General features: G+C 39.3%; 18 protein-coding genes. 11 read left to right on the forward strand and 7 right to left on the reverse strand.

Annotation, left to right across the window (positions count from 1 at the left end):
• The first annotated feature begins 251 nt into the window (after nt 1-251).
• The 7 genes from JMX07_RS06905 (at nt 252) to JMX07_RS06935 (ending at nt 8,436) form a co-directional block, all read left to right on the forward strand.
• Entirely contained in the window at nt 252-3,593 is a 3,342-nt protein-coding gene (locus tag JMX07_RS06905; protein ID WP_201607047.1) for a glycosyltransferase family 2 protein, read from the forward strand.
• 1 nt (nt 3,594) lies between these two features.
• Nucleotides 3,595-4,653 (forward strand): GTP cyclohydrolase II RibA, encoded by a 1,059-nt coding sequence (gene ribA, locus JMX07_RS06910; protein ID WP_227684684.1) that lies wholly within the window; start codon nt 3,595-3,597, stop codon nt 4,651-4,653.
• Nucleotides 4,654-4,655: 2 nt separating this feature from the next.
• Nucleotides 4,656-6,077, forward strand: a complete 1,422-nt coding sequence (locus tag JMX07_RS06915; protein WP_201607049.1) for an asparagine synthetase B family protein — start codon at nt 4,656-4,658, stop codon at nt 6,075-6,077.
• Nucleotides 6,074-6,754, forward strand: coding sequence for a hypothetical protein (locus tag JMX07_RS06920; protein ID WP_201607052.1), 681 nt, complete (start codon nt 6,074-6,076; stop codon nt 6,752-6,754). The genes JMX07_RS06915 and JMX07_RS06920 overlap by 4 nt, the downstream gene beginning before the upstream one ends.
• A 317-nt stretch (nt 6,755-7,071) precedes the next feature.
• Complete coding sequence (locus JMX07_RS06925; RefSeq protein WP_201607054.1) at nt 7,072-7,581, forward strand: hypothetical protein; 510 nt, start codon at nt 7,072-7,074, stop codon at nt 7,579-7,581.
• Nucleotides 7,582-7,699: 118 nt separating this feature from the next.
• Entirely contained in the window at nt 7,700-7,882 is a 183-nt protein-coding gene (locus JMX07_RS06930; protein ID WP_201607195.1) for a type II toxin-antitoxin system HicA family toxin, read from the forward strand.
• 143 nt (nt 7,883-8,025) lie between these two features.
• A complete protein-coding gene (locus JMX07_RS06935; protein ID WP_201607057.1) occupies nt 8,026-8,436 on the forward strand; it encodes a type II toxin-antitoxin system HicB family antitoxin in 411 nt (136 codons plus the stop codon).
• A gap of 72 nt (nt 8,437-8,508) precedes the next feature.
• On the opposite strand, the gene JMX07_RS06940 is transcribed toward JMX07_RS06935, so the two are convergent.
• Both JMX07_RS06940 and JMX07_RS06945 read right to left on the reverse strand, forming a co-directional pair.
• On the reverse strand, nt 8,509-8,826 hold the full coding sequence (locus JMX07_RS06940) for a hypothetical protein (RefSeq protein ID WP_201607059.1): 318 nt from the start codon (nt 8,824-8,826) through the stop codon (nt 8,509-8,511).
• Between the two features lie 976 nt (nt 8,827-9,802).
• Entirely contained in the window at nt 9,803-10,123 is a 321-nt protein-coding gene (locus JMX07_RS06945) for a hypothetical protein (RefSeq protein ID WP_201607061.1), read from the reverse strand.
• A 250-nt stretch (nt 10,124-10,373) separates the two neighbouring features.
• On the opposite strand from JMX07_RS06945, the gene JMX07_RS06950 reads away from it, so the two are divergent.
• The 4 genes from JMX07_RS06950 (at nt 10,374) to JMX07_RS06965 (ending at nt 16,871) form a co-directional block, all read left to right on the forward strand.
• Entirely contained in the window at nt 10,374-10,592 is a 219-nt protein-coding gene (locus tag JMX07_RS06950) for a helix-turn-helix domain-containing protein (RefSeq protein WP_165597235.1), read from the forward strand.
• Nucleotides 10,593-10,836: 244 nt separating this feature from the next.
• Complete coding sequence (locus JMX07_RS06955) at nt 10,837-11,406, forward strand: hypothetical protein (RefSeq protein WP_201607063.1); 570 nt, start codon at nt 10,837-10,839, stop codon at nt 11,404-11,406.
• Entirely contained in the window at nt 11,393-13,705 is a 2,313-nt protein-coding gene (locus JMX07_RS06960) for a hypothetical protein (RefSeq protein WP_201607065.1), read from the forward strand. Before JMX07_RS06955 ends, JMX07_RS06960 begins: the two co-directional genes overlap by 14 nt.
• On the forward strand, nt 13,698-16,871 hold the full coding sequence (locus JMX07_RS06965) for a site-specific integrase (RefSeq protein WP_201607066.1): 3,174 nt from the start codon (nt 13,698-13,700) through the stop codon (nt 16,869-16,871). The genes JMX07_RS06960 and JMX07_RS06965 overlap by 8 nt, the downstream gene beginning before the upstream one ends.
• Before the next feature lie 1,093 nt (nt 16,872-17,964).
• Here the strand turns inward: JMX07_RS06965 and JMX07_RS06970 are convergent.
• Genes JMX07_RS06970 through JMX07_RS06990 form a run of 5 tightly spaced genes read right to left on the reverse strand, consistent with a single transcriptional unit; the run spans nt 17,965 to nt 23,604 of the window.
• A complete protein-coding gene (locus JMX07_RS06970; protein WP_227684687.1) occupies nt 17,965-19,434 on the reverse strand; it encodes a serine/threonine-protein kinase in 1,470 nt (489 codons plus the stop codon).
• Nucleotides 19,431-19,988, reverse strand: coding sequence for a hypothetical protein (locus JMX07_RS06975; protein ID WP_200662257.1), 558 nt, complete (start codon nt 19,986-19,988; stop codon nt 19,431-19,433). The genes JMX07_RS06970 and JMX07_RS06975 overlap by 4 nt, the downstream gene beginning before the upstream one ends.
• On the reverse strand, nt 19,981-21,666 hold the full coding sequence (locus JMX07_RS06980) for a helicase HerA domain-containing protein (protein ID WP_200662256.1): 1,686 nt from the start codon (nt 21,664-21,666) through the stop codon (nt 19,981-19,983). Before JMX07_RS06980 ends, JMX07_RS06975 begins: the two co-directional genes overlap by 8 nt.
• Nucleotides 21,656-22,804, reverse strand: coding sequence for a hypothetical protein (locus tag JMX07_RS06985; protein ID WP_201607067.1), 1,149 nt, complete (start codon nt 22,802-22,804; stop codon nt 21,656-21,658). Before JMX07_RS06985 ends, JMX07_RS06980 begins: the two co-directional genes overlap by 11 nt.
• Nucleotides 22,804-23,604 carry a hypothetical protein gene (locus tag JMX07_RS06990; protein WP_201607068.1) on the reverse strand — a complete coding sequence of 267 codons (801 nt, stop codon included), beginning with the start codon at nt 23,602-23,604 and terminating at the stop codon, nt 22,804-22,806. Before JMX07_RS06990 ends, JMX07_RS06985 begins: the two co-directional genes overlap by 1 nt.
• Between the last annotated feature and the right edge of the window lie 8 nt (nt 23,605-23,612).

Below are 23,612 nucleotides of genomic sequence, written 5' to 3' on the forward strand. Positions count from 1 at the left end.
ATTGCATAGCACGATTGGATATGTGTCACCCTTTGAGTTTGAAAAGCGGTATTATGATAATTTAACCCTGTCAGGCATCGCTGCCTGACTCAAGTAAATCACTCTCCGATAAAGTCGGGGCGGTTCACAATGACATGAAAGTAAAACTATTAAATAGTTTTGACTGAACTACTAGCTTATTAACACAAGAAGCTTTATGACCTTACTATGTAAATATAAAAGCTAGTTGTTCATTAGCAATGGAGTATCGTGTGAACGCCCCACAAATAGCAGTGATTATTGCGACTAAAAACAGACCTAACTTACTAAAACAAAGAGCTATAAACTCAGTATTAAATCAATCAATATCACCGAACTATATCATTCTTGTAGATGATTCTGCTGAAAAAATTCAGCTCCAAAACAGACTGGTAGTCGAATCTATTCCATCAACTAACTGCCATGTTAGATATTTATTAAACCAGCGAACTCTAGGTGCTAGTGGAGCATGGAATACGGCAATAGAATACCTGAGCAACGAACAAAAACAGGAATTCGGTTCACTATTTTTAGCATTTCTTGATGACGATGATGAATGGCATCCTAATTACTTAGAAAACTGCAAATCGTTAGCAATCACACAGCATTGTAATATGGTGGCAGCTGGCTTTTACCGTTATGAAGGTAATGCACAACAGCCTATCAAATGTATACCTCCTGACTCACTAAATGAAGAGCTGTTTTTATGCGGAAATCCAGGTATTCAAGGCTCTAACTTATTCTTATCACTAGATATTATGTTGATGGCAGGCGGTTTTGATGAGCAACTATCAAGTTGCACTGATCGAGACTTGTGTATACGTCTCTGTGAATTAGACGCAATACGCTACTGCAATATAAAGAAACCACTACTAAATCACTATGCCGATATTGACCGTCAGCGCCTTAGTACACCAAACTCACTAGCCAAGAATAATGGATTGGCAGTTTTCTGGCAGAAATACTATGGGCGCATGAGCGCTGATCAAAGTAACGCGTTCCTTGAACGCGCACAGCGCCTATTTTTCTGGCAGCCAGAAATATTACCAACAAAGATACTAAAGCAGGAATTTCAAATCGCATTAACTCTTGGTGTTGAATTTGGAAGTCTTTTATTTAACCAATTAGAACAAGCTATTGAAAAAATTCATCATTTAGGCCAAAAAAGTCTGGTTAGATTCAATATCGTTTTGACCACAACTAAAAAATTGGATCAGATTGATTTGCGTGCGTTTATTGAACAGATGAATCAATTGGGAGTTACTTGCTATAATTTATGCCATCAGCAAACGTGTATTGAAACAGCCACAGCATTTGTTGCCAAAGAAAATATTGGTAATAGCGCATGGGTATTAAAAGATGCTGACTTTCAAGAGCAACGCTCTATTGAAAGCGAGAACGATTTATCAACAATACTGACGAACTTAGGCGCTCGTCATTTATGTACTAACCGCTGTAATGAACTCCTCATCAAACCGCATGCGACACTCATTAATAGAATAAAACAATGCCGCATTGATGCAGCTAATGATCGTATCAGAAGACTATTTGGTATTCATGAGCTTCTACTACTTGGTATGGGCTCTGAAGCTGTTGTTATGACAGATGGTCAGCGTATTTTTAAATGCATTGACTATTGGAAAACCCATATACCTGCTGAGCAAATCAAATTTTTAAAATGGTTTAGTTCACAACAGTACAATCTACCTGGTTTGTATACTCTTGACGAAGTTATATCAGATAGAAAAACTTTGGTACTCACTTATCCTTTTGAAAATAGCATTCCTTATCAAGGTGGCAACTGCGAACAAGTGATTGGCTTACTACACAGTTGTAGCAAAGCAGGAATCGTATGTAATAACATGCACCCGAAAAACTTAATAAAAACCCAGAGTGAAGTGAAACTGATTGATTATGGCGCGGATATTCGCCCGTGGAATGAATTAGGGTTTGAACACATGGCTCGGAGGGCTTATCTAACTATTCATCATGCGGATCATCCAAATCTCAAGCACTTAATGCGCCAATCTCTGCATACAATAAATATCCCGGAAATGCAGGGCTATCAAGCATTTCGTCAAAGTTTAACTGGTATTGATTGTAACCTTAAACAAGCACAGGACGCGTGGCTGCCACTTACCCCACTAGAAAAACCATCCAAGCCATTTGCCCTAACTATTGGTGTGATTACCGGTGATACGCATAAGTTATTGCCATTATTAAATAGTATTGCTGATCTTGCACAATGTGATTTTTTATCCAGTATAAACTCCATAGTACTATGCAACGGTTGCTCAGATACCTCTGTGAAAGAAACACTTTCATTCAGCAAAAGGCCATTGGGTGATATAAAAATAATAAGCGAAACACAACAGATAGAAGATGCTGTAAACGGCTTATTTGGTTCTGACTTGGCAAAACGACCAAAAGGCCAAGTGGGAATTGCACATGCACGGAGCATGCTGCAAAAATATGTTGGTTTAAAATGCATAACGACTCCAAATAACTATGCTTGGATCCTTGATGACGATATGCGTTTAGATGCCCGAGCCAAACAGTTTCTAGCTTGGCTACCAATGTTTAAGCAAGCAGATGTCGATGTAGTGATTGGACAATACGAAGGCTCATCTCCTAATCCTCCATTAAATGGCCTACGTGGCCAATTGGTAGATCTGCTTCATAACTTACGCTGGCTTGATAAACTACCAAACAATATCGAATTGCCTGATCGCAGCCACGAAAATACAATACTTCGAGATAAGTATCCTGATTATTACTATGATTTATCTCGTAAACATACGGCTCATATCGAAGCGCCATTTTGGCTTGAACCCGCCTACAAAGGTGAAAGCGTCACTGAAGCTCGCTCTCGATTGATTGCACATGCACCTTTATTGGTCACAGGATTTCCACTCACTCGTGGTATTGTTCCAGCATGTTCAACATCTCCATTAGCTGCAGCAAAAGATACGGTAAACCGTGGAGGCAACACCTTTGTACTAAACGCTAAAGCCTTAATACAAACGCCTAACCTAATTTTTAAGATTAACGGCCGTGAAGCTCGCCGTTCAGACATGGTCTGGGCAATAATCAATAAACATTACCATGGACTAACTATTAAAAGTGCGCCATTTCCTGTTCAACATACTGGGCGCATACAGCACGAACCAATTTTGAACTTAAGTAAAGTACAGGATGAAATCATGGGATCAGCATTGTACGCTGGTCTGCAAGAATTTCTACGAAACAACGAACGACATAACTTGGTTTTTACCGATATTGATATTAACCAAGTATGGAAAGCGACCAAATCAGAATGCAATACTCGTCTTTCACGTTTAAGGCTCAGCTTTTATCGGATTAATGGCTTAGTGCAAGCTTTATCCAAATATCCAGAACTAAGCGAGTTATATAAATACTTGGCTAACTCATTTAACCCAAATGCTTTTACTAAATTAGAAACCCAAGTTAAACAAATGAACGAGTGCCATATTTACGAATTTTTAAATCAAATAGTGCCGCAGAGTAACCGCTTTGCAAAAGCACATCAGAAAACCCTTGAGAGAATAGAATAAAATGCCTTTTAAAGATTACTGCGAACTCCCAACACTACACGGCACATTTAGAATGTACGATACTGGCAATGAAATGTTACGAGTAGTCACCTTTGGTGATATCAATAAACTAGAGAGTAGACCAATACTGCGATTACATTCTTCTTGTCTAGCCTCTGAAGTATTTGAAGCAAGGGACTGTGACTGTGCCGACCAATTGCGCGAATCCATGAAGATAATGGCACACAATGGAAGTGGGATCATTTTCCACTTACATCAAGAAGGCCGTGGTCAGGGCCTTTCTAATAAGATTCAAGCAGTATACAAAATGCAGAGTGAAGCTTTAGATGCAGCAGAGTCATTTGAGGCACTGGGTTTAGAACAAGACGTTCGCAACTATGCACCAGCTATAAATGTGCTAAAAGAAATGGAAATAAAACAAGTGCGCTTGGTATCAAACAACCCACGTAAGCGACGCGCACTAGAACAAGCAGGAATCGAAGTAGAACTACTTAATACACACCCACAAATACGGCCTGAAAATATAGATTACTTGAAAAGTAAAAACGAAAAATTAGGGCACTGCCTGCCTTTAGGTTTCGAGTATGACAATATTAACTCTATTTTATTTTACCATTCAGACCAAACCTGGGGAGAGCTTTCCAACTTTTCAAAACATGCCATATATCTGCATAATAAAATTTGGCCGACAACAGAGCACTTTTACCAAGCACAAAAATTTAGAGATCATACATTGCAAGAGCGCATACGCTGTGCAGCAAGTCCTATGTTAGCCAAACAAATGGCTAAGCAGTTAGAATCACAACACTTGCAACCTAACTGGCATAACATGAAGGAAGATATAATGCTTCAAGCACTTACAGCCAAGTTTACTCAAAACCCTGAACTTGAAGCGTTATTATTATCAACCCAGCAATATCACATAGCCGAACATACGATCAATGACAGTTATTGGGGCGATGCAGAAGATGGTAGTGGCTTGAATCGGTTAGGTGAACTGTTAATGCAATTGCGTAATCAGCTACAGTTCAATGAAGAAGCGCAACTATGTGCGGAATAGTCGTGCTTCACGGTGATACCGCCGAACAGAATATATCAGCTACTTTAACTCGCCTTGCTCATCGAGGTCCTGATGACCAACACTATTGGATCAAGGGGAAGTTAGCTATTGGGTTTGCACGTTTGGCAATTAATGATGAAAGCATTACAGGTCGCCAACCTTACAAATTGGGCGGTATGATAGGAGCTTTTAATGGCGAGATTTACAATGCAGATTTACTTGCAAAACAATATGACCTCTTCCGTAATAGCGACTGCGATACACATGTAATCGCACCACTATTTGCTCAACTGGGTGAACAGGTACTAAGCGAGTTAGACGGGTTTTATTCAGGAGTTATTTATCAACTGGAGACAGATTCAATTCTATTGTTTCGCGACCATATGGGTAAAAAGCCACTGTTTTACGGTCAAGCCAATAACAACCTATTTGTTGTCAGTGAACTTAAAGCCCTACAAAATATTGACTGGTTCGAGCAAGTGCCTCTTGGTATTAGTCAGCTTGACTTAACCACGGGCACGCTTACCCAAATAGCACGCCACCAACAGTCAACCAGTACAACATCTAATCTGCTTTCAGCAATGGAACAAGCAGTCATTAAACGCTTACCTAAGCAGCCCTTCGGTGTTTTCCTGAGCGGAGGTCTAGATAGTTCGATTATTGCGGCTATAACTTGTCAGCATCGCCAAGATGTAACTTATTTTACTCTGGGAGATTCCGATAGTATTGATTTTGCTATGGTTGAAAGGCTTGTTAAACACCTAGGATTAAAGCAAGTTATATACATCCCATTACCAAGTGAGCAAAAGTTACCCGCATTGATTGATAAGGTACTTTACGCAACTGAAAGTTACAATCCATCGATCATTAGCAATGGTCTTGCGACCTATTTATTAGCTCAAGCCGCACGCATGAAAGACTTAAAGGTAGTACTAACCGGAGAGGGGGCAGATGAGCTATTTGCTGGTTACCATGAGCAACTATCCGAAAAAGAGTGGCAAGTTATTCGTACTAGACTGATAACCGATATGCACTTTACGGAACTTCGCAGGCTTGATAAGTGCAGCATGGCTCATAGTATTGAAGCTCGTTGCCCATTTTTAGATCGTACAGTAAAAAAAGTTGCCGATGACCTTGAGCATAAGCAGTTCTATATTCCCGGTCATAACAAGATAGCACTTAGAGACGCCTTTAGGCACTTATTGCCTGTCGAGATCGCAAACCGAAAAAAGACCTCTTTTGATGTTGGTAGTGGCATCCGAAAGTTGGTAGTGGACCATTTAACCCGTAACGGTAATACAGAGATAGCAGAACTTAAGAAAATATGGAAAGATGCGTTCACATATGATGTAGACGATCCTTACTTTTTTAGCTATCCAACATTTGATTCTGCTATTGCTAAACGAGGAGGGGCTCATAGATGACAGTGCATTTAGCTCAACAAATACTACTCGATAAATTTATTCAAGAGCCATTCCATAACTTATACTTACTCAACAACGTACACCCTGCAACGATGGCATATGGCGGTACCTGTTCAGACAAAGCTCTAAGCTACTTAGCTGCAACCAAAGCAGCTGGATTAGATGCATACTTGCACTCTGCTCGCATTGGTGGACAAGATATTCACCGACTAGTAAGACTTGAAATAAACAACCAGCGCTATTTTGCAGATATTGGCAATGGATGGCCATCCATTCAACTTATCCCAGCCGCAACCCCGATTCTATATGAGTGTTACGGTATGCGCTTTAGGACCACGCTAGAAAATGGTGTGATCACAGTCTACCACCGAAAACGTAATGTAGAAAAAAAACAAATGGAAATTGATATTGCCGCAAAGTCTGAAACTGAAATCTATCACAGTATTGAAAACCGCTTTTCTGCCGATATTATCTATCCATTTAGTAGCCAGTTACGTTTCTCGATGGTTGTTGGTAAACGCTTTTTATTTATTCGCGATACCCAATTAGAAATTTACAGCAATAGTGGCTACGAGGAGGTGCTAAACATCAGTATGAGTAACCTGCGAGACGTTATAGAGGGGTATTTTGGCTATGATATTAAGCCAATCGAGTCTCAATTTAGCAATAGAAACTAATTCTCAAATTTGATCTGATAGTTTCATTCCACATGTAATACTCCTATCTCCCAAGTTGATGTGTACGGATTTGACGGTATAGGTCCCACGTCAGTGGGCCTATCTTCCTGAAGATACAATCATTATCAGGGTAACGCAAACCACTGATAGCGGCAATTCAGTATGACCGATATAGTGGGTAGATATGCAGCGAACCAGCTTACCGACCAGTGAGTATATTGGTTCGATTGTAAAAAGCCACAAAGTGGGCGAACTTGAGCAAGCGATCGCGGATGTATTTGCATAAATGGTTGATGATTATTCTCTGAATGCGCTCAATGGTATTTTCAACTATATTTAATTACAGCGTGCTGTGTCAGGGTCGTCAGTCGGTCGTAGAGTGCTTTACTAAGCTAAACGGTTTAGTAGTACTTAGACGTGATGATGAGGGCTTGTCAGACAGGCTGATGCGGATTATCTATGCCAATTGGCAAGCGCTGGCAAGTGAGCGCGGGCTGGGATTTTTGCAGTTTGTTCTTGATACGCTATACCCCAAACAAAATGAAATTATGAGGCTTTGGCACTCTAAATCCTTAGCGCACAAATATCCCTCATATCTGACCGATACCGCGCGTACAGATAGGTTTTTGACCAGTCATATTCGTATTAAACTTGATGCAGTGGTAAATATCTGCGAGCTGTCAGAGCTTGCTCCTACATTATCACGGCTTGTGCCGTGGCAAGTTGTGCCAGAGATTGCGGTTAACCTACCATCAGCTGAAAATATGGACGTCAAGGTTGCGGTGGCTAGCGAAGTTATCGCAGTAGCTGATTTTTCCCCTTTTTGAAATATTTAAGAATAAATTTGACATAATATAACCCTAGGGTTATATTATAATTAATGATTCATACCCCTAGGGTTATTGTTATTACAATAGAAATGAATTTTGATTATAGGGGGGTTTTATTAAGTCATCCGAGCTTATAGATATGCTCATAGCAGATGGATGGTATTGGGTCGCCACTAAGGGTAGTCATTTTCAGTACAAACATAAAACAAAAAAGGGCAGGGTTACTATCCCACACCCTAAAAAAGACCTACCGAAAGGTACTGTTAATAGTATTTTCAAACAAGCTGGATTGAAATGATCCAGTGGCTTTAGCAATAGTTAGCTTTGTTTGCAAACGAAGCTAACGTTTGGCTACAGCTAACTTGTAAATGCTAATAAAAAATCTGTTTTGAAATAATCTATACCGTTGAATTAATAAAACCCATATAAAGGAGTCTAGCTATGTTTTATCCTATCGCAATCGAGAGAAGAGATAGTCATACAGCGCATGGTATTCGTGTACCTGATTTACCAGGATGCTTTTCTGCTGCTGATAACTATCAAGATGCTGTTGATATGGCGATTGAAGCTATCGAGCTGCATTTAGAAGGCTTGGTAGAAGACGGAGAACAAATCCCACTTCCTTCTGATATCGGTACTTATATGGATAATCCAGAGTACGAAGGTGTAACTTGGGCTTTAGCGCCAGTCGATGTAAATCGTTATCTCGGAAAAACTGAAAAAATCAATGTAACTTTACCAAGTCGTCTGATTCATATGATTGATGAGGAAGTTGCAAGTAATAAAGAACGTTATAAGAGTAGAAGTAATTTTATTGCATTATTGGCAGAAAAGAATTTTTTTGCACATTGATATTAGTGTTCTAATAAAAAGTCTCGCATTTGCAGGGCTTTTTTATTTCAAGAAGTAGATAGAGTTAAATTACTATTTTAATCCTTCCGTTAGTTTCTTCTCGACATATGAATTCCAGGCTGCCATTCGCATTTTCTGCCAATTTTCGTAAGTAGTATTTTCTTGAATAAAACTATCCCATTTTTCGTTTGGGATAGCTTCAAAGCCTTCTAGTGACTCCCTCTCAAATCCAGAAAACTTTAACAATTCATCAAAGTTAGAATATTTGCTACAGCTCGATATGAATTTAGGAGTCATCAGTTCATCTATTGGTATCTCATGTTCACTAGATAGGCTGGCTAAATTTTTTTCTAGCTGATCAAACCCTGTAAGATCCATTTCATTTTTCATAATTTTCCCTTGCGACAGTGATTTGTAGGCGTGTTAGATTTTAGTAAAAAAAAGTTCAATAACACTATATAAAGATAGCATAGTAAATATACTCTAAGCCTTTTTTTATAAAAACTCTCACTGCTACTTAAACCACGGAACACTCCCCAAATCTCCAATTTATCTTTGCCACAATAGCCTTATCAAAACCCCAATTTTGATAAACTCGCCTGAGTAAATTTTCGAACCCAAAAGGGTGCTAACAATATGCCGTATATAGCGTTAGCACCTTTTTTACTACTACTTATATCTAATCATTATCGATATTTACTCATCACGCTAATAGTCTTAAACCCTTAAACCCTTAAACCCTTAAACCCTCTTTAACAAGGCTATAAGCATCTAAGAAATTACTACTTAATCCATAAAATAATCTTATTAAAAGCATAATCGTCAGCGAGCTTTAGTACTAGCAAGATATTGAAAGACTAATAAATACAATGATAAATACTAAAATAGTTGCTAATGCGCCGAAGCGACCTAGTGCAAGATCACCATGATTAAACCCGTCAGTATGAATTTATATCGCAGATTATCGATTACGATAATAAGGATGTAGAGAAGCTAAGTCTTTATGCTCACCACTTGCAACCTATGCTACGTGAGAGGCTCGATACCGCTTTTCTAAGCTACGTCAACAGGATTTAAAATTGTAAGAGGATAGTTTCTATCCGCTGAATACTGGTAGCGGTAGAGCTGGCAATGCTAAGGATAAATAAGAGAACTGGCTATCGAAAATAGTCGCAAGGTTAAATGAGCTATTCGATACTGAAAATCTGACCGATAGAGATCTAATCAATTACTCGCAAACTATCTGGGATAAGGTTAACGAAAACCAAATCGCCATGAATACGAATAGAGTTAGTGTCTTGAGTGAGAGGTATTGATTATGTCAGATAAAAACATCAGTTTTTTAGCCAAAAGTAGATTTGATTGTTTATTTGCTAATAAAGTCACTTCTCCACATAGCATGCTCACATACTGCACAAAACCAACTCTCTTTTGCCCGCATATAGGCGATATCAGCAGGTACTTCAATCGGACAGGCGCTACCACAATATTCACAGCAAACATCATCTAAGCAAGCATAGCATTGGCTTATAGTTTCAAACAATGTTTGCGAGCTAATATTGTATTTTTGACAGAGCATACGTACATAATCTACATAGCTGATTTTATGATTATAAGCCCAATAATCTTCACAGACCCGTTTGTCCCAAGCATTTTGTGTCATGCTCCATTCAATCTTGATGCCCACAACATACTCCTTTTTAATGGCAGAATGACTATGATTAGTATCACATTTTTATGGTGACTATATCTGTCGAACAAGTCGCACCCATCATAGTTAGCCAGCTATTGAGCAGCAAGATGAGTCTATGACATAATAAAGCGTTAGTCAGCACAAAATAGTTTTTGACGGAAACTTAGTTATTGCCAACGAGTATTATTTTAACAGAAAAGTAATCACTGGCAAGTATTTTTTACTTACCAATAAGGATTTTATTGTGATTTCATGTAATCTACCAGTGCTTTTAGCGGAAAGAAGATTGCGAGTTGCAGATTTAGTAAGGATGACAGACATCAGCAAGTCAACGCTTCATAGAATTTATAACGATGAGACAACTCGCATAGAGTTCGATACCCTGAGTAAGTTGTGCCAAGTATTAAAAGTCACCCCAGGGGATGTTTTAAAGTATGTTCCCGATGATAATGAAGAGAACTAAGCTTGATAGGAAGGTCGACTGATATAAGACGTTAACCTCCTCACCCAACTAAAATTGAAATTTTAAAATACTCTTTAGCCTTTATTTATCATGGGTTAGGGAGTATTTTTTTTGTCTAAAAAATGGTTATGAATCAGTATTTGAGTTATCCAAAGATAAAAATATAACAGCAATATTAAAGGCTTTACAATCGATAAGTTATAACATATCATAATTAGTATAATTCACTATTAACTATATTAAAATGAATAGTATTCATCTAAAGTCTACTCAGAAGTTTATAACTTTCAGTAAATATAATTTGGTTGTTCATCAAGATGCGCAAAAGGCATTGTTGATATGGCATCAATTTAGGCCAAGAATGAGAGGTATAAATATAGGTGGCTTGGATGATTATTATCGCCCACCGCTACGATTGGTAAATGATAAAAACGAGACTTATTATTTTTTTAATGAGTTTAGAAGGTTTGATGAAATTCTAATAGAAGAGACCAATTCACGTCAGCCTTGCTTAGTTGCTGCTGAAAGCCTGAGAGATATTAAGCGCTTAGCTTGGAGTGAGGTTGTCGAGCTGGCCTTCTCAAGGGGAATTAATCATCCTGAGTTTCTAAAGGCTTTAAGCTCTAGTGCACCAAAAAGTATTATTTGCGAGCTCATGAACATTGAGCGACTGACGGTAGACAATTATTGTAGGTTTGCTGGTATCAGCCAAAGTGCTTATGAGTATCAGCAGTGTAAATTAGCCAATGATGATGCGATGCTGGGGCTGCCCAAAAACCTGAGTTGGATGGAAACTTCTTATGGTTCACACTAAATTATTTAATGATGTGACCGACAGGCGAGTGTTTGATAAGCTTATCCCAGTAGGTTCACCACATCACATACAAATGTCTCAGCTTGTGATTGATGTGATTAATTTAGTACCAGATGATGATATTGATTTAGTGCCCTCAACACTAGAGTCTAATTTTGCAGACTTTACTGGCATAGACTGCACTGAGGTAATGACACAAATTATTCGGGAAGGTAAAACTGGAGAGTGGGCGGTCAGCTATCTACTGATTATCTTTTATCAGGCATATGGCGAAGTTGATATCAATAATAATGCTTGGCGGTTTATGAGCGGCTACTTAAAAGTGATATTTATGATCACAGCACGCCATGACAAGCACTTTGCCAAAATAGATAAGCTTGGCGTACGGGTTCGAATGGCGCTAAGACCTTCTGATCCGCAGTGTGAGATTCTCGACCAGTTAATCAGTATTCACGATCAGTGCGATAGCTTGTCCTCATGCTTATCTTATATCAGACAATATGAAGCAAGCGTTAAACAGAAAGAGGCAACAGGTAAAACAGCGAACCAATATCTTGGTAGTAAAATAGGTCAAATCAGGCTGGCTTATGAGGTGGTAATTAATAATAAAACCTTTGTTGGCAAAACTTATACTGAGAGTACTAAACGCGTAAAGTCGGCTCAAACCGTCATCAAGACATTAGTGGATACTGACAATGAGCCACTACAAAGTATAGTGTTTGGTACGAAACAATCAAAAAAGCACAGTAACGTGGCAATCGCTGAAAATATTGCTGATGACAACGAAGTACCTTTGCTAGACAATGACTTTAAGCCAGCCACACAAATTGCTAAATCCTCTGAGCTGCAGCAATGGCGATTGAAAAATAACCATCAACATGCCCGCCGTAATCAATTTCATTTCCCAACCAATCATCGTCAGCTAAGCATTACCGGATACCAAATGTTATTTGCCACGCTTTGGCAGCGCTTTATGAGTGTTGATAAAGAAAGTGGCACTGGGTATGTCGTCTTACTACTGTCACTATTAAGTGGACTTAGTATCGATAGCATCATTGCTGATTGGCAATGCAGTCGCAGTCAACGGAAGTATTTCGTCTATGACCGTGTCCGTAAAGTTAGTAGCATTGCCATCACGATTGATGTGACGACCAATACTCGAAGTCATCTGCTTGCCCACAGACAAAGCTATGGCAGTACCTTTTATCGTGCAATTCCTGAAGCTTTACAAGTTATGCTTGAGGATAAAATTACCGTTTCATCCGATACTGTTAAAGACGCTATCTCTTATGCTAAAGATCTGCTTAACCTACCAGCACTGAGTCCGCAGTATATTGAAGCAGGCCTGTTTATATTGATCAAAAACGAGCTTAATAAGCCCTTATATGCTGATCTGATCACAGGTGTTGATGTACGGCATAGCTCTTCGCTGTATTACCTTAGCACTAAAACGGTAGAGCTAGAGCAAACTTATATAAAAGCGGTAGAGCTGATAACTGAATATTGCAATGATGAGCAAAAAGTACTTTTAATAGATGAGTGTAGCGTACCGATGAACGGGCATAGAAGCCACATTGGTAGTGATATGGTGCTAAAGACCACAATGTGCCAGCAGTTCTTTAATCAACTGGCTGTCAGTGCCGAGAGCTTTAATGGCAAGCTAAAGTCCCACATGGATCGCTATATTGCGCAGTTCAATAGCTATAGTATTTGGTTGTGGCATATTGTCATGATCCAAACGGGTATCCGCCCAGTTAAGCACGCACCAGGCTTGCTACACCAGTTTGACTTTCAGCGGCGCATGTTATGGGTATCTGACAAAGAAGAGCGTCATGCGCAGTCTGATGGCAGGCTCATTCCTCTTAGCAAGTTTTTGATAACGGCTATTCAAAACTACATTATTTATATTAAGCAATTTGCCGCTATCTATAATTCATTATGTCCAACAGAACCTTATCCCATCAATGACATCTTGCAATCAGAACAACCCCTTATTCAAATTTACCAAAAAAATCCAAAAGGCTTTGCCAGTATTACGCCAAGTCGCGTCCGATACCAGTTGCAAAACTTTTTTAGTCATCAGGACAATTGGCTGCGTCATCAGCTGAGATCCATGCTCATAGGGCGCGTGCCTGATTATCTGATTTGCGCGCTTTACGGTCATGAGCATCCTGATCAAGAATTTATGCACACGATGTCATCAAGCTCTATCAATCAGCTGCACCAGCTCAGTCCTCATTTAGATGCGATTGCTACAGATCTTCACTTAAAACAAATTGAGGTTCGTCTATATGGATAATATTAGCGCTCATAAACTGCGACAGCTTAATAGAGAAGAATCCAAAAAAAGTGTTAAGCGTGATGCTAAAAAATTAATCGAAGAATATATCAATCAAAATTCCATGCAGCCGCCTTGTGAGCTGCAGCATCATTATGAAGCAATTAACCAGTTGCTAGAGGAGAAGTTCGATACCGCTCAAAACTTCCAATTGGCTCGGCGCGGGTTTTTAGAGTTTGTTCGTGATTATAATAAAACTCACCAGATATATCTTAATGAGCCTGTGGTACCGATACTGGCAACTCGTGAGCGCTTGACCATTAACTATGATTGGTTTGTGAATGGACGTGCTGTGGCAGACAGTAGTGTGACAATGATAGAGGTTTGGCAACGAAAACGGCGTTTCTCAGTAAACGACTTGGTTGAAGGGGTGCTGTATTGCAGCATCATGTATGGCGGTATTAATGATATTGAGGTGTTAAGAGCGCTATACGATTGGCTGTTTGGTGAGCGCCGTATGTATAAAATTGACATGCCAGCGATTGATGAAAAAAGCAGAGTAGGATATTTGGCTATAATACCGCTTAGGGTATGTGACGATAATTATGGCTGCGCGGCTGATGAGAGTGAAAGCTTACTCCGTTTTGTTGATTATGTTCCCGATGATATGAGCTTGTGTTTTTTATATGCTCTAAAAGATAAAGAGTTAAACACGGCCAAAATAAAGCCATTTAATACTGTAATTAACGATATCTCAAAAACGCTTAAACTCATCAATAAAGATATCGATCGCCCGCAGCACTCACTGCTCATCAAATATGCCAACTATCACTGGCAGCAATTGGAAGATAGCCAGATTGATGGGGCGCTTGCCGCGATTAAACAGGGTGACCTCAAAACCACAGGACTGCCGACTGATAAGCTCATTCATTATAATCGAGAGGATATTAAGTCAAATCCTGTACCACTAACGTGGTCTGAACTGTTTAATGCTAGTTATCAAGTATCAGAGAAAGCACAAGAAAAGAGCAATACCATAGCCTACCCGAGCTTTAGTAAAAATGTGATTAAAGAAGTTCAAGAGGCACTTAAATTAACCAAAAATGACGCTATTTCCACTATCACAATATTAAAAACAGACGCTAGCCAGCCCAATGTACAGCGTCTGCTGAGCTGGGCGCTGTCTTTACTTGGTGATCATAGCATTCGGCTTAATACGGTCAGTAAATATATCGGCTGTATTGGTCGCGATTGGCTGATGCTGACGATTGATGAGGACGTTGCTCAGTGGGAGAGTGAGGATTTTGAAGAGATATACGAGCAGATTATTCAAAGTAAGGTTAAGGACGGTCGCAGGGTATCTGTGCTGAGCAAGTCATCAGAGTTTGATGATGGCGTGCTCAGTAGTAGCAACAACGATAATAATGTGATTAGTCAAAAGCTGTCTCATCTTAACCGTTTAAAAGACAGCCAGAAATTCACCTACGGTCGTCTGAAAGCTTTTCATGATTATCAGCGTACGCACTTTGACGCTCCCTATGTCTATTTTCCATGGGGTAATAACCGTCAAGTGATTAAAGCAAACATAGTATCACCGCGTATTTATCATGCCATGAAAGATTATCTCAAATCATCAGCTTTAGAGTCGGATCAGAAACGACTGTGCTTAGTCGTCTTGAGTTTGGCGTATCGTACAGGTATGCGTATAAATGAATTGATTGGTATAAAGGTCTCTGATGTGACCGATATCTATACTGACAGCCTCAACCAAAAAGTTGAGTTTCCTCAAGTATTATTGAGACCCAATCGTTATCGACGACTAAAAAGCAGCAGTGCCAAGCGAATGATACCAATAGATTGTCTACTCAAACCAGATGAATTAGAGCAGTTCCTTAGTTTATATCACTATCAGACCAGACTAAAACAACGCTACTTGTTCTCACAAGGATCAGGCGATCAGCCGTTGCCTCATATGTTTTTTAGTAATTTGATGAAGGTTATGTGGGATCGCTTGCTTGGTGATCATGATTTCACTTTTCATAGTCTGCGGCATACGGCAATCAGCCATTTAGCGGTTGTGCTCAGTCAGTCACCATTGGCGCAGTTATTAACAGATTACGATGCTACGCATTGCACGGCCATATCCAAAGGGGTTCTGGCATATAATCAAGATCAGGGAGTATGGTTTGGGCTGGCTAGCTTTGCTGGGCATCTAACACCTGATACGACATTTGAGCATTATATTCATACAGCGCACCTACTGGCGGGTTGGCAAATGAGTGAAGCAAAACTAACCCTACCATTAACGGTTCTAGAGGCAGTCACAAAGATAAACTACCAGGCAGTAAATAGAGAGGATGCTAGTGCCTACGACGCTAAAACTAAGCTAGTCGCCTTAAGTAAGCTACGTCCGTATCTTATAAAGAAGTTAGCTGGTCATAAAACATCTTTGTTTGTTGAAAGTGTAGAACAAAGGAAAGGCTCTGAATCTAGCCAGCAAACAACTGAAAACATAACAGACACAGAGAAATCAGAAGCAAAATCTATTTTAATCCATCCAAAATATCATGATGTGATTGCATTTTTAGAAGAAATACAAGAACTAAAAGTTGAAAAAAGGCAAGAAAAACTAGTAGAGGTTGCTATAAGGCATGGTATCAGTATAACGGAAGCAAAATGTATCTATCACAAGGCAGAGCAAGTATTTACAAATAATAAATTGCTGCTAGGTGCACCGAGAGGACGTAAGAATCAAGAGCTGCTTATCAAATTGCTTGATAGGGTTTACCAGATGTCTATTGAAGAGCCTGAACAGTTAACAGTATTCGTAGAAATATTCTCTAATAAACATAATGTGAAGACATCCTCTCTGCATTTTGGGGTAAAAGAATCACAATTAATAATGCTAAAACAGTTCGTAAGTATAGGAACTAGACTCGTTGATGGCTTGTATTGGCAGATTCGTGCGGATAGCGAGAAGACGGTTAGTCATCTTAAAAAGGAGCTAAAGCTGGACAGCAATATACGTACTGGATCTCGTGAAAACTACAAAGGTTATGAAGTCAGAGTAGTACAAAGAAAACTTAGACATTCTGATAAAAACTTGGCTAAGGCGGATAGCTACTATGCTTCTTCAGGACTTCTGAAATACGTGGGCTACTTACTTATGATATTAGTTGAAAACTAGAGCCTTTCACAATTCTGAACGACTATTTTCCTTAATATAATTTGCAATCGTCATCGAGCTGACTCATTTAAATAGGTCATATAAGCATTAATAAGCATATCAATAAGGTGACAGAGCGACAAGTCATAAGCTGAAAGGGTTGTAAGCTGATTTTCGACTTGTATGATCGAGGAAGCTGTCACAGATAATATTGCTCTGAACACTATAAGATATAAAGGTTGTCACACTGTCACGGTAAAAAAGGAGGAGGGGTGTATGGTGGCTAAAACACTCTACCTATTTAAGTATGGCAGTTAATTATCACAACGCTTACCTCACGCATCTGCTAGCATGTTATGAATGGCTTATTTAGGTTAGGAGTAAAACTAAATCAAGTTTAAATGGGGAAATTAAAACAAAGCATGTATTACGTAAATTTAGTTCAATTTTAGTGGGAAAATATTTAAATTATAGGCAACTATTTCCTGTTATCTGCCGAAAGTTATCTGATCATGTGAGAGCTTGCATTATGAATAAATATTAATCTGAACCTGCATACAGTATGTTAATAATATCGAATAATAATTTACATTGTATTCATCCTTACTGAACCCGATATTTTGAATGGTTATTTGCTTAACATAAGGCATTGATAATAAATTTTTTGGCACTTGATCAATGCTTGAAATAGGGTTTTCATAAAAATATTATCACCGTATATAAGATGATTATTAACAAGTTATTCAAAGTATTTTACGAACTTTACCTAGTTTTTACTATCAGCGTTTTGCATATGTTCTTAGGACATCCAGTCTTTGACCATAATAGAGTGGTGTAGGACAGGTGTTTTTAGCGTGACACCGTGACAAGTCTTATTCTATATAGCTTAAAGGCATTTAACATTCGTGACAACATAGTTGCCTACTAGAATGAAGGATAGATGCAAAGCCATATTGTTTAAGGTCTGTCCCGGTGTCACGCTTATAATAATGCGAATTTTATGAAAGTTAATAGCTCTTTAATGGATAGTTATATGATGTCCTATTAAGTGAAGTTGGCTAGCCTACCTTAAACAGTCAAAAACCCTTGAAAATGCCTTTTTAAAATTAATCAGTCACATGACACCTAATTTTGTGTATAAGGCTTTTTTACTTATCATATTAGCGTCTAATGGAGCTAAACGTAATGCAGCTTTTAAGTAGGCTACTGCACCTGAGTAATCACGCATTTGCTCGCAAACTAGTATTAATTGGCAAAGCACTTTAAATTTCATTGGCGTCTTTTGATTCACTTTTTCCAAGAGGGCTCTTGCTTCTGGATACTTAGCTTCGAGACCAAGTATTGAGGATTCGAGATACATTGTAGTAGTGTTTTCTTCTGCAGCTTGCTTCCGCTTTAATAGCCAATATTTAGCCTGATTAATATCACGAATTTGTAGATTTGCTTTAATGATTAATTCGAATAGATCTAATGGATGCTGCAATTCGCCCTCTAACAAAACTGCTCTGTTCTCTTCAACAATCTTTTCAAACTCAAACAAGCGGTTCGCTCTATATAGTGCAATGAGTTGTTGGTGTAATGCTTGTAGATCTTTACTACGATTGTACTCTTGGGCAGAGAGTAGAGCGGCTTTTTGATAGGCTTGCTCAGACATGGCAGCTATTACTGCACTAGACCAATCTTGCTCAGGCTTACTTTGATATATAGGGTTGATAGTTATTGATTTAAGTTGTTTCTCAACGGCACTATCAAATGCTTCAACTAATAGCGATACTGACTGATACCTATGTCTAGGTTGTTTTTGAAGGCAAGTCAGCACTACTTGCTCTAAGTCTGAGTGAATAAAGTTATTAATTTCTGTAGGTCGCCTAAAAGGTGCATGGCGTTGAACTTGTGCCGGCGTATTATGTGGTAGTTGCCCTGTAATTAGTTGGTACAGTAGTACTCCTAGACTATAGATATCTCCCAGTAGCAACTCTTCCAAGCTACCTCTCCGGCTATCCACATTAGAGAACTCAGGTGCTGAATAAAGCACGGTGCCGCCATTTTCCCTAGAGCGAACGTAAATTTCATCAGGTAAAGCTGAGCTACCGAAATCTGTGAGCTTCACTAAATCTTGTTCGCCCACCAAAATATTATGTGGTTTGATGTCACCATGAGAGATTGGCACTGATAGATTAGCCAAGTAGTGTACAGCGTCAAGTACTTGCCGATAGATACTGAAAAGTCGCTCGTAAGTTTGACCAAAATTTCTCTGATGGTCATCTAACTTTTGCGCCAATGTTTGACTGGGAAAGTATTCCATTTCAATATAAAACCATTCATTCTCGATTCGGCCCATATCAAATATCTGTACTATATTAGGATGCACCTCAATCCCTAGTAGCTCTTTTCCTTCAGCTAATTCTCTATCTTCACGTGTCATATCTTTAGGTATTTTAACTGCAACAATTTGATTATCTTGTAAGCGCTCAGCGCGCCATACCCAGCCATGACTACCATCACCCAAACATTCTAGAAGTAAGTATTTATCACCCAAGCGTTTATTTGTGCCTGGTAAGAAATGTGCTGACTTTATATTCACAGTAACACCTCATTGTGAATTCGGTCTAATGCTATTGTTGACAGGATTTTTATAAATATAAACCTGCTAAGAGTAACTTCTAAATTATGATGAGCAGAAATACGGTTACCAGTTGAAGAGGTAAAGCCATATTTACAGATATTTTTTAGACTTTTTACATCAGGTGCGTTTACCAATCCTTGGCTCCAAGTACTGAGTACAAGTTGTATTGGGGAGTGCTGCCATCGCTGCGCTGATTCAAGTAGATTTTTTAATTTCTCTTCTAGCTTAAGCTGACTAGGTTTTGACCCATCGTATCGCTCAAATTCAATTAAGCACAGCGGTTTTGTTGTGTGCATCTCAAACCATCCTGAATCTGAGCGTATATCTGCACCAGAAGTCCCAGGCGCTGGACATTCAACAACTGCCATGTAACCTTGATCATGACCGAAGGTATTCCAAACACTACAACCTAAGCTATGTACTAGAACATCTTGATCTATAAGTTTTGCACTGGTTAATAATGGAAAGTTGTTTGATACCCACTCAAAGTTGGGCAAAGTCATATTAGCCATTAAATGAGCCCCAAACACGTAATACCTCTGGCGATTCACCACCATGAATGAGAGCTTTACTACCAACTTTAACTAATAGGGGCGCAGGGATTGAACGTCCGCATACTAATGCTTCACCAGTAGATAGACTTGGTAACTCATCAAGGTCAGCTTTACTTATCATATCTGAGGCCTTAGCAATAAAGCGTTGATCGTCTGGATTCTTTAGTCGCATAGTAATTAGAGTGTTACATTGTGAGGTTACGTCAGGATCTAGTTTAGATGGTCGTTGGCTAACAATGCCAAATCCCACACCAAATTTACGTCCTTCCCCGGCGATTTTTTTAATAATGCGATGACTAACAGCTTTACCGCCTGCAGGTGCAAAGCTGTGGCCCTCTTCATAGATGATAAAGCAAGGACGAAGTGGATCTGTTTTACTTGAAGCCGCTTTAAGGATTTCACTGGATAATAGAGCACAAACGACTTGTTTTGCTGTATCGCTGAGACCTTGCAAGTCTACAACAACTAAGCGTCCTTGTTGGTTGTTAGGACGACCAATCATTTTGTATATGTCAGTGGGCTCTGACATAGCAGCACTATAAAAGCTTTTGCCCTCATTAAGAACTCTAGATAGCTTCATAGAAGCAACTGCAGCACTTCTACCAGAGAGTGCCTTTGCTTCTGCTTCAGATAAATCACTCCATTCTTTTAACTCTTCAAGTCCATCACCTAAAAAATGTCTCAAGCGGTTAATGTCTCGTGGTTCAGTCTTATCGGTATAGCGCCAGTAACGAATAGCAACGTCTAAGACACGTTGCTGTGGTTCAGTGAGTCCTGGAAGGATTTCAGCGATATCATCCATCTCAAAATGATCAAACTGCAAAGCTAAAGGAATGTTCTTACTAGCATATTTGTGTTTGAACTCCTCATTTTGCGGTGTATAGATTTGAATGCCAGCACCGGCAGCTTGAAGTTTTTCAAAAGTTTGTTTTATGATCGGTAGGGTTTCTTTATCACGCGTATCTTCACTAATCTCTAAGTTATCTGCAAACTGTAAGTTACCACCAGCAAGTGCTTTACCGTATTCGCCATGAGGATCAAACACTACGACTGTACCGTTATTGAGAGTTACCAAGCGTTCAATAATTCTACCTACTGTGTATGACTTCCCTGAACCTGTCATAGCTAATACTGCCATATGCTCAGTCACTAACTTGTTCACATCGATAAATACTGGAACTGTATTTTCGCCCTTGTCGTACCCAACCAAATTACCAAGGTGTAGGCTTGTATGCTCATTAAATTCGTAAAAATCACTTAAAAACTGAAAATCAACGGTTTCTACAGCAGTTCCGGGATTTAAAGGTCTACGTGGTATTTTTATTTGTCGTGAAATAGGATCTCGATATCCGACTAACTCAACTTGTGCGAACATATTCTCGCCAGTAACGTTTGCACTTGGTAGTAGTTCTAACTCAGTAACACCATCACCAAACCCAGCGTTGTAAAGCATATTGCTACGATTAATTTTAGTTATTCTCCCTAATACTGCTACTTCGCCTTCATCTTTTCTTTCTTGATGCATAATACGGACAAATTCACCGCGTCGAACAGCAAAAGAGTCTTGCACGACCATAGTTAATTGGTTTGCGTCACCTGTATTACCAACGAGTTTTCCCAAAACCTTATATACCATTATTTAATTCCTCATCTAAGCCAGACAACCAGCGAGTTTCAATATCATTGTTTTTAAGTGCACCATGTAAGCTTTGGCGATAAAACTTAGTAAATTTGGGCAAAACCCCCAGTTGCTGATAACCTAAAAGCTGAGGTAGTGGCATAGCATTAGCCTTGCTTTGCATATCAAGCACCATTAAGCGAGCTGCTACTAAGTCTAGGCCTGTCGTTTCCCAGTCTGGCTCGTCGCCAGCAAGCTGTACCATCTTTATTTGGCCACCACGAGCACTGCGATAATGAAAACCAATTAAGCCTTGTTGAACTTCCATACTTGGCTCTATACGATTTTCTTTTTCAGATAAACGAAACGCAATAGTACGTGAATAATTTCCTAAAACCCCATTGATGAAGCGCAGATCGCCAACTCCAGCTAGGCTTTCATCTAAATCAGCTAAGTTCATCATACGCTCTTCAGAGAACCCGTCACTTAGAAGTATTTGTTGACGACCTTTTTCTGAACGTAAATCTTGTTTGGCAATACTGACGATAGCGCTAAAGCGCTCGGCTAATATGCTGGCAAGAACTACACCTTTTTGGTTCCATGGAAACAGTTTTGCACGGTGTTTTTGCCAAAATGTCTCAATAGCTTGTAAGGTATTTTCATATTCTTGCTTATGGCGAATATTTCGATCGAGTGGTGCCATATCCCTTGCCAAAAATAGCGGAGTATCTAGTAAGATTAAATCACAGGGCTCCCCATTTAGTAGTTGTTTTTCCACTAATTGATAAGCTTGACGAATCTCTATCAAGTCTAGACGCTTACGCTGTGCTTCAAAATCAATATCATCGAGTTCGGAAACAGAGTCGCTACCTTGTGTGCTAACTTTATTGTCTTCAATCAGCAAGTCCGTGCGGACAGCAGCACTAGCATAAATAAATCCGCCAAGCGCTCTATCTATGCAAGACTTAGTTGCAATGCCTGATACTCGGAGATTAACCACAGTTGACTTTGGTACTGCTTTAACCAATCCAGCATCACGAAACAATGGAGCCACTTGCTCAATGTCTCTAATTTGCTTAAGCAATCTACCAGCACTTCCTGGCAGACGTAACTGGCTATCTATCGCTAAAGACTGTGCTAAATTCATATTTTTCATTATTGCGTCCCTGTTCTTAACTGTTCGCATAATAGCTCAGCATAAGCCCAATAGTCAGAATTCATGAGTACATTAGACCCTTTTTCAGTTAGTCTATTTTCACTAATAAAGCCGTATTGGCATAGATCTAGCCAGCGTTGATCAATCGCTAGGGTAGAGGTATCAAATAACATTTTAACCGCTTGATGCTGACAAATCTCTTTCGCTGCGAAACCTGGGATGGCATAGATTAGGAGTAATACTACCTCATCTTTTTTGTCAGGAATAAAATCAGCCTTATTAACTTCAACTATAGAGAGAGTCGTATCTCCCGAATGAGTAATTAGCCAATTTAGCCAATCCAATAATATATCGCTATGATCTAGTAGGTTTAGAGACCAAAGGGGTAAGGTGGTCATCGCAAATAGACCACTGTTACTGTGTTTACGAATATATCGCGTATGAATTACATCAGCTATCTGATGAAGGGTTGCGTTCGAGCTGCCACTAAAACCTATAATTTTTTGGGTGATTTCATCGGCTAGTAATTTTGTTAGGCCATCAGTATTAGCATCGATAATATTTGAAGCGGCTGCCAGATGCCAATCAATTTCAAGTTCAGGTGCTTGCCAGCAGTCAGTTTTACTGGTTAACGGATCCACTACTAATGCTGCGCAACCAGTTTGCATTGACCAATGATACAAGGTTCGCCAATCTTCTACTTGGTTTAACTCATCACCTTGCACCAGTAGTAAACCTTGTTGGGGTGGGTTGGATTGCCAGTCACTCGTCAATGGCTGCGCTTGTACAATACTATGCAAAAAACGCC

It is taken from the genome of Psychrobacter immobilis, assembly GCF_904846235.1.
Classification (GTDB): Bacteria; Pseudomonadota; Gammaproteobacteria; order Pseudomonadales; family Moraxellaceae; genus Psychrobacter; species Psychrobacter immobilis_C.